The organism is Macrococcus lamae (assembly GCF_004359545.1).
In the GTDB taxonomy this organism is placed as follows: domain Bacteria; phylum Bacillota; class Bacilli; order Staphylococcales; family Staphylococcaceae; genus Macrococcus; species Macrococcus lamae.
The window spans coordinates 124,163-135,168 of record NZ_SCWB01000003.1 but is presented as its reverse complement, the minus strand read 5'-3'; the positions used below and the strand labels follow the sequence as shown (position 1 = coordinate 135,168).

Here is an 11,006-nt window from a genome sequence, read left to right as displayed (position 1 = left end):
AAGACCTGATCAACTTTTCGAAGTAAATGATTCTGTGGCACAAGGTCTTCCAGACTATACATTTCAAGTTGATTTCGTTTTTGTTTTGTAAACTCATGATTAGACATCTTTATCAATACAATCACCTTCTGAATTTATTTCTTATATTTTAACAAAAAAAGACTGCAGACAACATCTCCTAAGGAGACTTTGTCTACAGTCTGAAACACGGAGATTCAATAGAATCTTCCGTGTTTTATTTTATTGAAGTTAAACGATGTCCTGCCCTGTAAACATGCGTAGACGTTTAGTCAGAATGTCAATCCGGAGGGGCGTTTCAATATCTATTTCACCGTCTATATCGACAGCCATTTTATTTTCGGTTTCTATCATGATATGCGCACCGGAATAGTGCTCGATATTGTTGCTGATATCATTCCAGGTAGCGGCACTCTTCTCTGACAGAAGTTCCGTGAAGAGTTTAATGCCCGATTCTTTGAAGATGAATACATCGAGTATACCGTCATCCGGTGAAAGTTCTGTAAGGGGAATTCTATTGCCTCCGACAAATTGCCCGTTAGCTGTTATGATCATCGAGCTGCTGCCAGTATGAACCTGATTATCTATTGTTACTCTATAATTAAAAAAGGTCGGGTCAGTGACACTTCTTAATGTAGACATCAAATAACTGAATTTGCCGATTCGACTTTTAGCATCATCAGCGACTCCTTCAGAATTTTCTACGATAAGACCTAAACCAGCGAAGTTAAGAACATATCTATCATTAACTTTCATTACATCGATATGCTTGACTGAACTAGTTGTAAGAGCTTCTGATGCGTCAGCTGGGTTAGGCGGTAAGTTCAATGTTTTAGTGAAGTCGTTGAATGTCCCGCCAGGCAGTATGCCGATCGGTAAATTAAGATCAGCCTGCATAACACCGTTAATCAGTTCATGTACCGTGCCGTCTCCTCCTAGTAAATAAATCACTTCATAAGGCAGCTGCTCTTCTTTAATTTTATGGCAGTATTTAATAATATCTCCTTTTTCGCGGCTTTTATATATCGTCAGCTCCTGACAGATAGTAATGAGATTTTTCGTCACTGCTCCGACGATATCACTCACTTCGCCTTGTCCCGCACCTTCGTGATAAAATAATATTCCCATTGTAAATTGTACCAATAGTCACACCTCGTTTTTATTTTAACTTTTACCCTTTTTCCATAAGAAAACACGCGCCAAGGCGCGTGCTGAAATTTAATCGCTGCTGTTAGTGGATTCCATGCATCAGTTTCTTGATCAATGGCGAAACAAAGAATAATAGTATGCCTAGTCCTATAGCAATTCCTCCGAAAATTCCGAAGTATCTGACTGGGCTGACAGCCGTATAGACATTTACAAGTTGAGCATTTAATCCTTGCGCCATCGTATTAGATAGGAACCAGATACTCATCATCTGAGCAGTAAATGCTTCTGGAGCAAGTTTAGTCGTAGTTGATAACCCCGTAGGTGATAAGCACAGTTCAGCCAGTGTGACCAACAGGAAACTGAGAACAAGCCACAACGGATTGATCAGTTGAACACCACTTTGGAGCGGCATAATCATAATCATAAAGCTTAAACCGGCAAGAACGAGGGCAATTGCAAACTTAACGACTGTTGATGGATTGCGTTCACCAAGTTTTGTCCAGAGAATTGAAAATAGCGGTGCCAATGTTACGATGAACAATGGATTAAGTGACTGGAACCATGCGGCTGGGATATGAAAATTGATTGCGCCGTTGGTCAGCACGTTCAAGTCGAGCTGAGTCTTCTTGTCAGAGAAGTTGGCAAGCACAGTTGATCCCTGCTCCTGAATCATCCAGAACATGACAGAAGCCAAAAATAATGGAATGTAGGCCGTCACACGTGATTTTTCTACGCTTGACGTCTTTTTAGACATGATCATCATTCCGAAATAAACTGCTGGCAGTACAATACCGAGGAAAGTAATCATATTGGCAAAATGTTGAAGATCCAGCTGTCCTCGCCAGGAGAGATAGATAAAGTAAAGAGCAAATAACAGTGCGACACCAAGTAAATAAATACCGGTCTTTTTACGTTCATCATGAGTGATTGGGTTAGGGACATCAAGTCCAGCTAATCCGAGCGTTCGTTTAGACATAATGATAAAGGCGATCAGACTGAAAAACATTCCGATAGCTGCTGCTAAAAATCCAGCATGGAATCCGATATTAGTCTGCAACGAACCTACGATGAGCGGTGCAAGAAACGCGCCTAAGTTGATGGACATGACAAACAATGTAAAGGCTGCATCTACACGGCTGTCGTTTTTGTGATAAAGTTCACCGACTGTTGAGGAGATGTTAGGTTTTAGCAGCCCTGTCCCCAAAATAATGAAAAGCAATGCAATAAGCAACAATGTAAAGTTATTTGGCAGTGACAATAAAATATGGCCGATCATAATAAGAGCGGCACCGATTGTAATTGAATGTCTTGTACCGATCAACCGGTCGGCAATCCAGCCGCCGATAATTCCGCTCATATAGATCAGTGCACCGTATATCGATACAATCTGAAGTGCGAATCCTTCTTCAAGGCCGAATCCGCCTTTGGAGACACTATAATAGAGATAAAAGATAAGAATGGCTTTCATTCCATAGTAACTAAAACGTTCCCAGAACTCTGTAAGCATTAATGTGATCAGTCCTCTTGGATGCCCGAAGAAACCGGTTCTCGGCATACTATTGACGACTTCCTCACGGGTGTGGCGTACTGCCATGATAAAACCTCTTTTCAATGATTAAAATAAAACGCTTTACTATTTTACTCTTTTTAGATTTTTTAGACAACTCAGTTTTTGGAGTAATATTACCGATTCGTGATTGTCTCCGGATAAAGGTCATGGTTCATCAATCGATATGATGCTATTTCCTCATATTTTGTGTCTGGTCTGCCGTAGTTAGTGTATGGATCGATTGAAATACCACCGCGTGGAGTGAATTTCCCCCATACTTCGATATAATGAGGGTCCATCAAACTGATGAGATCATTCATGATGATGTTCATACAATCTTCGTGAAAATCGCCGTGGTTTCTGAAACTGAATAAATATAGTTTCAATGATTTAGATTCGACCATCTTAATGTTTGGGATATAGCTGATGTAAATCGTTGCAAAATCTGGCTGACCCGTAATCGGGCAAAGACTTGTGAATTCCGGGCAATTGAATTTGACAAAGTAGTCACGGCCTTGATGTTTATTATCAAATGATTCAAGGACGTCTGGATTGTAGCTGTACTCATAGACATTATTCTGGTTTCCCAGCAAAGTAATATCCTGTAGTTCTTCGTTTGTTCTTCCTGTCATGATAAATCTCCTTTAGTTTTTGTTTTTTTAAACATATAATAACTGGCACTGAAAATAATGATGTATCCTAAGTAACTAAGTATATCCGGATATTCCTGGAACATGATGAACCCAATGATGGCACTGAACAGCACTGTTGCATAGAAAAAGATGGAAATATCTTTTGCAGGTGCGAACTGGTAGGCTATTGTAATTCCGAACTGTCCGACTGTCGCAAATACGCCCGACAATAACAGGTAGATAAGCTGGATGGTAGTCATCGGCTCATAATGATAGATGACAAACGGCAGCAAAATAACAGTGGAAAAGAATGAAAAATAAAAGACTGTCGTATAGAATTTTTCCTTCGGACCGAGTACTCTTAAAGTCGTATAGGCGAATCCAGCAAATAGTGCACCGAGGATACCGATCAGGGCGACTGATATATCACTTGAAAAACTAGGCTTAATGATGAACAGTGAGCCGGTAAACGCAACGATGATCGCGATGACTTGATACTTCTGCACACGTTCTTTCAGAAAGACAGCACATAGAATGATGGTGAAAAATGGGCTGAGTTTATTCAGCATATCGGCATCGCTCAACACCATGCGGTCAATCGTGTAGTAGTTTAACAGGACACCGATCAAACCGAAAATACTGCGTGCCATCAGTAGCGGCTGATTTTTCAAACTGCCGAACAAGCGTTCATTGTATTTGAAGACAAAATAAAGTGGGATAATCATGCCGACGATATTCCGGAATAGTGACTTCTGGATCACAGGCAGATCACCGGACAGCTTGACACAAGCACCCATCAGACTGAAACCGAGCGAAGCGATAAGCAGCCAGATAATGCCTTTCTGCTGGTTATTCATATCGTTCTCCTTTCAGCAAAATTTATCTCTTATTCTATCATAAAAACCTTTCTTCAAACGAAAAATGATATATTCACCGGTTGACACTATCAAAGTAAATTAATTTTCTGAAGTCATAAAAATTTAATCATATTTACGAACGCATGAGCCGCTAAGGTTCGACAAATTTTGCAGAAAGTCAAGCCTAATAATTTAAATTTTTTTGGTTAGTATTGATTGAAAGAGGGCACAATCGTGCTATAATATTTCGTATATATTGTGGCTGCATTTCATACATAACACTATATATAGTGTTATGTATGAAATTATTCACAAAAGTGTGAGATACATAACGGAGTGATGACAATGAAGATTATTTATTACTCATTGACCGGAAATATTACAAGATTTCTTCAAAGAGCCGGATTAGAAGCGGTTCCATTATCGCAAGCATATGGTATTCATGAGCCTTTTATTTTAGTAACAGGAACTTTCGGGTTCGGTGAAGTTCCTATGCCGGTCGCTGAATTTTTGATTACGCATCATCGCTATTTAAGAGGGGTGGCTGCGAGCGGCAATAAAAACTTCGGACAGAATTATGCCAAAGCTGGAGATACGATAGCAGCACAGTATAATATACCACTGCTCATGAAATTTGAACTGCATGGTAATGATAGAGATTCTTTATTATTCAAAGAAAAGGTGGGGAAATTGGATGAAAATCCTAGATGAGAAAAAATACAATCATATTGAACTTAATAATCAGGTGACAAAGCGTCGTAATGATGGGTTCTTCGATCTTGAGAAAGATCAGGAAGCATTGACCGTTTATCTGGAAGAAGTAAAGGATAAGACGATTCACTTTGAATCCCCTCTGGAACGTCTGCACTATCTCATAGATAATAATTTCTATTACGACTTATTCGAGCAATATACTGAAGATGATATTTTGGATATTGTCAGCTATACAGAAGATCTGCCTTTTACTTTCGCAAGCTACATGTCAGCAAGTAAGTTCTTCAAAGACTATGCAATGAAGACAAATGACAAGAAGCAGTACCTGGAAGACTATAAACAGCATGTCATTATTGTCAGTCTATATTTAGCAAAAGGCGATAAAGAACAAGCAAAAGAACTCATCAATGCGATGGTTGAACAGCGCTATCAACCGGCCACACCGACATTCCTGAACGCTGGACGTGCCCGTCGAGGTGAATTAGTTTCATGTTTCCTGCTGGAAGTAGATGACAGCTTGAATTCCATCAACTATATTGACTCAACAGCGAAACAGTTATCTAAAATCGGCGGCGGTGTTGCAATCAACTTATCGAAGTTACGTGCCCGCGGCGAAGCGATTAAAGGAATTAAAGGCGTTGCAAAAGGAGTTCTTCCGGTGGCTAAAGCATTAGAAGGTGGCTTTGGTTATGCTGATCAGCTTGGCCAGCGTCCAGGTGCTGGAGCGGTCTATTTAAATATCTTCCACTACGATGTTCTTGAATTTTTGGACACTAAAAAAGTGAATGCGGATGAGGATCTACGTCTGTCTACAATTTCCACTGGTCTGATTGTGCCGTCAAAATTCTTTGACCTGGCTAAAGAAGGTAAGGATTTCTTTATGTTTGCACCTCATACCGTTGAACAGGAATATGGTCAGACACTGGATGACATTAACCTCGATGAAATGTATGATCAGCTCGTTGAAAATCCGAATATCATCAAAAAATCTAAGGATGCGCGTGAAATGCTGAATACCATTGCGCAGACTCAGCTGCAGTCCGGCTACCCTTATTTAATGTTCAAGGATAATGCAAATAAAGTGCACGCAAACAGCAATATCGGTCAGATTAAAATGAGTAACCTTTGTACAGAAATCTTTCAGCTGCAGGAAACGTCGGTGATCAATGACTATGGCACAGAAGACGACATTAAACGAGACATCTCATGTAACTTAGGCTCATTAAATATCGTGAACGTCATGGAATCGAAAAAAGTAAAAGAATCTGTCCATATCGGTATGGATGCACTGACAACGGTCAGTGATGAAGCGGATATTAAAAATGCGCCGGGCGTTGCTAAAGCAAATCGTGAGCTACACTCAGTAGGATTGGGTGTGATGAACCTTCATGGGTTCCTTGCTAAAAATAAAATTGCCTATGAATCAGAAGAAGCAAAAGACTTTGCCAATACATTCTTTATGATGATGAACTTCTATTCGATTGAACGTTCAATGGAAATCGCTAAAGAACGCGGTGAACAATATGCGGACTTTGACAAATCTGACTATGCATCAGGCAGTTATTTCGATAAATACGTATTAAACAGCTATGCACCAAAGTCTAATAAAGTAGCGACGCTGTTTGAAGGCATTAAAGTGCCTACTGAAAAAGACTGGGCTGACCTACGCGAGCAAGTAAAAACCTATGGTCTGTTTCATGCTTATCGTTTGGCCATCGCACCGACACAGAGTATTTCATATGTGCAGAATGCTACAAGTTCAGTCATGCCGATCGTTGACCAGATTGAACGAAGAACATATGGTAATGCTGAAACGTTCTATCCGATGCCATTTTTATCGCCTGAGACGATGTGGTTCTATAAATCAGCATTTACAACAGACCAAATGAAACTGATCGATCTGATTGCGACGATTCAGGAACATGTAGACCAAGGAATCTCAACAATTCTATTCGTCAATTCTGAAATTTCAACTAGAGAGCTGTCACGACTTTATGTATATGCCCATCATAAAGGATTAAAGTCACTTTACTATACAAGAAATAAGCTGTTAAGCGTCGAAGAATGTACGAGCTGTGCTGTATAAGGCAAAGAAAAGAGGGTTACTATGAAAGCAGTTAACTGGAATACACAAGAAGATATGACAAATATGTTCTGGCGTCAAAACATCTCACAAATGTGGGTCGAATCAGAATTTAAAGTATCAAAAGACATTGCAAGCTGGAAAGAGCTATCACCTGATGAGCAGGATACATTCAAGAAAGTGCTGTCTGGACTGACTGGACTTGATACTCATCAGGCGGATGATGGTATGCCGCTTATTATGCTGCATACAAAGGATCTACGAAAAAAGGCAGTCTACTCATTTATGGCGATGATGGAGCAGATTCATGCGAAAAGTTATTCGCATATCTTTACGACGCTACTGTCCTCACAGGAGACGAATGAACTGCTGGATGTATGGGTAGTGGAACAACCTGAATTAAAAATTAAATCCGACATCATTCTTGAACGTTATCATAAATTGTGGCAGCCGGAAGCGACAACTTATGACCAGTACATGGCGCGTGTAGCGAGTGTATTTCTGGAATCCTTCTTATTCTATTCCGGTTTTTACTACCCGCTGTATCTAGCAGGGCAAGGACGTATGACAACATCAGGAGAAATCATCCGGAAAATTCTACTTGATGAAAGTATTCATGGTGTATTTACTGGTCTTGATGCTCAAAGTCTGCGTAATGAACTGTCTGATGATGAGAAGACGAAGGCAGACAAAGAAATGTATAAATTACTGATTGCTCTGTTTGAAAACGAAGAGCGCTATACGAAGAAGATGTATGATAACATCGGACTGACTGACGATGTGATGAACTACGTTGCTTATAATGCCAATAAAGCACTGGCTAATCTTGGCTTTGAACCTTATTTTGAAGAGCGTGGCTTTAATCCGATCATTGAAAATGCGCTTAACACAAGCACAAAAAACCACGACTTCTTCAGCGTTAAAGGTGATGGTTATGTCATCGCGCTAAACGTCGAAGCACTGAAAGATGAAGATTTTGTCTTTGATGAAGAAAAAATGGTTCAAGTATAAATAAATGTGTCTTTATTGATTAATAACTAAACGCTCTGGCGCTGCCAGGGCGTTTTTAGCTGTTTCTCGCATATTTTGGATACAAAAAACTGTCACGATTTGGACATTGAATCTTATCTTCTTTATTTCCATAATAGAAGAAGAGAAAATTAAAAGGAGAATATCAATGAAAAAATTAATATCGATACTGATTGTATTGTTATTTTTAAGTGCTTGTGACAATGGACAATCCGGACATGCAGGGCATCATAATTCTGGCAGCAGTGAAAAACTGGCACCACTTAAAGTCTCACTGACTGTTCCTGAGAAAGCCCAAGCAGGTGACAAGGTGGATTTAAAAGCAAAAGTCACTTATGGCAAAGACAACGTCAATGATGCAGATGAAGTGATGTTTGAAATCATTAAAGATAACAAAGCAAAGTCATCAGTAAAAGAAAAGGTGGCACAAGCTAAAGCAGGTGTCTATACGCTTAAATATTCATTTGATAAACCAGGTACCTATACGATTATCAGTCATGTGACTGCAAAAAATCAGCACACAATGCCTGATGCTGATATTGTCATAAGCAAGTAAAAGAGGAGACATTCCTCTTTTTTTACTGCTTAATACACGTTACAATAGAATGGAAAGAGAGGATGGTTGGATGCGATTAAATAACAAAGTAGTGTTAATTACAGGGGCTGCAGGGGGACAAGGCAGAAAAGAAGCACTGCTGTCAGCTGCAGAAGGCGGAATTGTCATTGCGACGGATGTTAATGTGCAAGCACTGGAAACTCTGGAAGCAGAGCTGCTGCAAGTGTCGGACAAAGGACATATGACAATGATACATGATATCTCAAAGGAAATTGACTGGCAGCGTATTATGTCAGAGATAAAAGAACGTTTCGGTCGTATCGATGTCCTGATCAATAACGCCGGTATTATCGGCAAAGTGGAATCGTATCATAATACGACCATTGAAGAGTTCAGAAGAGTGATGGAGACCAATGTGTGGGGAACGTATCTAGGAATGCGGACTGTCGTCCTTGCCATGAAAGAACAGCAGTCGGGCAGTATTATCAATGTCTCATCTATTGCAAGTATGGTCGGACTGGGCTTAAGTCCATACGGCGCTTCTAAAGGAGCAGTCCGGTCAATGACAAAATCAGCAGCAGGGGACTTTGCTAAGTATAATGTGCGCGTCAATGCTGTTCTGCCAGGTTTCATTGAGACTGAAATGATTAAAGATCAACTTGAGCAGGAGCAGGTGCATAACTGGTATATGGATAAGACACCACTGAGACGTATCGGCAGTACCGATGATGTCGCACCAGCAGTTGTATTTTTAGCAAGCGATGAATCGCAGTTCATTACTGGTTCGGAAATCGTCATTGACGGTGGAGTGACGGCAATTTAATAATAGACAGCTCGGACAAAATTGATGTTTTGTCCGAGCTGTCTGTTTTATAGCCGCTCCCCGATCACACGGACTTCTGGCTGTAGTTCAACACCTGAATGCTTGAGAACTGTTGCTTTTACATAGGTAATCATATCTTCGTAATCTGTTGCCGTTCCATGATCCACATTAACGATAAAACCGGCATGCTTTGTCGACACTTCAACACCACCGATACGATGGCCTTGAAGACCAGCTTCCTGAATCAGCTGTCCGGCATAATGTCCAGGCGGTCGTCTGAAGACGCTGCCGCATGAAGGATATTCAAGCGGCTGTTTGTCTTCACGACGCTGTGTTAAGTCATCCATTAATTCCTGGATGATGTTAATGTCGCCACGTTGCAGATTAAATGTCGCTTCAAGGACCACAAGATGACGCTGCTGTATAGCACTTGTTCTATACTCAAGTTCCAGATCTAGCTTATCAAGCGTATACATCTCACCATTCTCATCAATAACTTTTGCATGGTCGATGCAATCTTTAATTTCTCCACCATATGCACCGGCATTCATATAGACAGCACCGCCGACAGATCCAGGTATACCACAGGCAAATTCGAGTCCTGTAAGATGATGATCACGTGCTGTTCTTGATACATCGATGATGGCAGCACCACTTCCAGCAATAATCTGGTCATATTCAACCTGTATATCCTTTAAATTCAGCAAACTGAGCACAATACCTCGTATGCCGCCATCTCTTATAATGATATTGGAGCCGTTTCCTAGAAACGTAACCGGAACTTGATATTCCTTAGCAAATTTCATGATGGCACTGACTTCTTCGTAGCGAACAGGAGAAATATAATAATCAGCATTGCCGCCTGTTTTTGTATAAGTATATTTTTTTAATGGCTCATCTACTTTAACTAGTGCAGCCGGAATAATTTGTGATAATGAGTCATATAGATTATGTAAAGTCACTGAGTTACGCCCTTTCATTCTAATTCTTAACTATTATAGCAACATTTCAGCTACTTGGCGATAAGAGAGCTGAACCATATTGACTTCTGTTCCTCATAATCTTTCTTTGACAAGGAAGCCAGCTGAACTTTAAAATCATTGAACTGACTAAGCAGCACAGCGTCCTCGGACAACAGACGCTGTGCCGTCAAATATCGTTCTGATTTCTCACTCTCAGCTTCAACGATATGAAGGCGGCACTGTTCATCAAGTGATTTAAAGTCAGTAAACTGACTAAAGACGCATTTTTTCTTATAAGGATGATGCAGTCTATAAAATCCACTGTTATTCAGCCGCTTCTCATCCAATGTAGTCATTGCATGAAGATTAGGGACGATAACAAGTACATCGATGATTGGGCTCGTCATTGCATTGTGAATTGCTGTGCCGCCGATATGATGAACCGCCGATACAGGTGTGTCAAGTAGATTAAACAGCAGCTCTTCTATTTCTAGATAAAGCGTTTTATATTGCTCAAGCTGATAATTAACAGTAATAACTGGTCGTTGTTTTATCATTAATGAACCTCTGTTTTTTGATTAGTATTTAACTTGATTATAATTTTAGGTATAATGTGTTTAGCAAGGAGAAGATA

Annotated in this window: 11 protein-coding genes; 5 read left to right on the top strand and 6 right to left on the bottom strand. The window is 40.2% G+C overall.

Annotation, left to right across the window (positions count from 1 at the left end; all coding sequences use genetic code 11):
• Nucleotides 1–249 precede the first annotated feature (249 nt).
• The 4 genes from ERX29_RS03200 to ERX29_RS03185 all read right to left on the bottom strand — a co-directional run bounded on the left by ERX29_RS03200 (nucleotide 250) and on the right by ERX29_RS03185 (nucleotide 4,205).
• On the bottom strand, nucleotides 250–1,161 hold the full coding sequence (locus tag ERX29_RS03200) for a diacylglycerol/lipid kinase family protein (protein WP_133443241.1): 912 nt from the start codon (nucleotides 1,159–1,161) through the stop codon (nucleotides 250–252).
• Between the two features lie 88 nt (nucleotides 1,162–1,249).
• The gene (locus ERX29_RS03195; RefSeq protein WP_133443240.1) at nucleotides 1,250–2,761 is read right to left on the bottom strand and encodes a peptide MFS transporter; all 1,512 of its coding nucleotides are present in this window, start codon (nucleotides 2,759–2,761) and stop codon (nucleotides 1,250–1,252) included.
• Nucleotides 2,762–2,850: 89 nt separating this feature from the next.
• Entirely contained in the window at nucleotides 2,851–3,348 is a 498-nt protein-coding gene (gene queF / locus ERX29_RS03190; RefSeq protein ID WP_133443239.1) for a preQ(1) synthase, read from the bottom strand.
• On the bottom strand, nucleotides 3,345–4,205 hold the full coding sequence (locus ERX29_RS03185) for a DMT family transporter (RefSeq protein ID WP_133443238.1): 861 nt from the start codon (nucleotides 4,203–4,205) through the stop codon (nucleotides 3,345–3,347). Before ERX29_RS03185 ends, queF begins: the two co-directional genes overlap by 4 nt.
• A gap of 345 nt (nucleotides 4,206–4,550) precedes the next feature.
• On the opposite strand from ERX29_RS03185, the gene nrdI reads away from it, so the two are divergent.
• The 5 genes from nrdI to ERX29_RS03160 all read left to right on the top strand — a co-directional run bounded on the left by nrdI (nucleotide 4,551) and on the right by ERX29_RS03160 (nucleotide 9,410).
• Nucleotides 4,551–4,916 carry a class Ib ribonucleoside-diphosphate reductase assembly flavoprotein NrdI gene (nrdI, locus tag ERX29_RS03180; RefSeq protein WP_133443237.1) on the top strand — a complete coding sequence of 122 codons (366 nt, stop codon included), beginning with the start codon at nucleotides 4,551–4,553 and terminating at the stop codon, nucleotides 4,914–4,916.
• Nucleotides 4,900–7,005: a class 1b ribonucleoside-diphosphate reductase subunit alpha gene (gene nrdE / locus ERX29_RS03175; RefSeq protein WP_133443236.1), complete on the top strand. Its 2,106-nt coding sequence runs from the start codon at nucleotides 4,900–4,902 to the stop codon at nucleotides 7,003–7,005. The genes nrdI and nrdE overlap by 17 nt, the downstream gene beginning before the upstream one ends.
• Nucleotides 7,006–7,026: 21 nt before the next feature.
• Nucleotides 7,027–8,013 carry a class 1b ribonucleoside-diphosphate reductase subunit beta gene (gene nrdF / locus ERX29_RS03170; RefSeq protein ID WP_133443235.1) on the top strand — a complete coding sequence of 329 codons (987 nt, stop codon included), beginning with the start codon at nucleotides 7,027–7,029 and terminating at the stop codon, nucleotides 8,011–8,013.
• Nucleotides 8,014–8,179: 166 nt separating this feature from the next.
• Nucleotides 8,180–8,587 carry a FixH family protein gene (locus ERX29_RS03165; RefSeq protein WP_133443234.1) on the top strand — a complete coding sequence of 136 codons (408 nt, stop codon included), beginning with the start codon at nucleotides 8,180–8,182 and terminating at the stop codon, nucleotides 8,585–8,587.
• A 70-nt stretch (nucleotides 8,588–8,657) separates the two neighbouring features.
• Entirely contained in the window at nucleotides 8,658–9,410 is a 753-nt protein-coding gene (locus ERX29_RS03160) for an SDR family NAD(P)-dependent oxidoreductase (protein ID WP_165981045.1), read from the top strand.
• 47 nt (nucleotides 9,411–9,457) lie between these two features.
• Here the strand turns inward: ERX29_RS03160 and murB are convergent, their stop codons facing one another.
• Both murB and ERX29_RS03150 read right to left on the bottom strand, forming a co-directional pair.
• The gene (gene murB / locus ERX29_RS03155; protein WP_424960623.1) at nucleotides 9,458–10,390 is read right to left on the bottom strand and encodes a UDP-N-acetylmuramate dehydrogenase; all 933 of its coding nucleotides are present in this window, start codon (nucleotides 10,388–10,390) and stop codon (nucleotides 9,458–9,460) included.
• A 32-nt stretch (nucleotides 10,391–10,422) separates the two neighbouring features.
• The gene (locus ERX29_RS03150) at nucleotides 10,423–10,929 is read right to left on the bottom strand and encodes a GrpB family protein (protein WP_133443231.1); all 507 of its coding nucleotides are present in this window, start codon (nucleotides 10,927–10,929) and stop codon (nucleotides 10,423–10,425) included.
• Between the last annotated feature and the right edge of the window lie 77 nt (nucleotides 10,930–11,006).

Bases quoted from the DNA above. Each gene is read 5' to 3' on its own strand.
- queF (WP_133443239.1), bottom strand. From the start codon at position 3,348: ATGACAGGAAGAACAAACGAAGAACTACAGGATATTACTTTGCTGGGA.
- ERX29_RS03160 (WP_165981045.1), top strand. From the start codon at position 8,658: ATGCGATTAAATAACAAAGTAGTGTTAATTACAGGGGCTGCAGGGGGA.
- nrdE (WP_133443236.1), top strand. From the start codon at position 4,900: ATGAAAATCCTAGATGAGAAAAAATACAATCATATTGAACTTAATAAT.
- nrdI (WP_133443237.1), top strand. From the start codon at position 4,551: ATGAAGATTATTTATTACTCATTGACCGGAAATATTACAAGATTTCTT.
- ERX29_RS03150 (WP_133443231.1), bottom strand. From the start codon at position 10,929: ATGATAAAACAACGACCAGTTATTACTGTTAATTATCAGCTTGAGCAA.
- nrdF (WP_133443235.1), top strand. From the start codon at position 7,027: ATGAAAGCAGTTAACTGGAATACACAAGAAGATATGACAAATATGTTC.
- ERX29_RS03195 (WP_133443240.1), bottom strand. From the start codon at position 2,761: ATGGCAGTACGCCACACCCGTGAGGAAGTCGTCAATAGTATGCCGAGA.
- ERX29_RS03185 (WP_133443238.1), bottom strand. From the start codon at position 4,205: ATGAATAACCAGCAGAAAGGCATTATCTGGCTGCTTATCGCTTCGCTC.
- murB (WP_424960623.1), bottom strand. From the start codon at position 10,390: ATGAAAGGGCGTAACTCAGTGACTTTACATAATCTATATGACTCATTA.
- ERX29_RS03165 (WP_133443234.1), top strand. From the start codon at position 8,180: ATGAAAAAATTAATATCGATACTGATTGTATTGTTATTTTTAAGTGCT.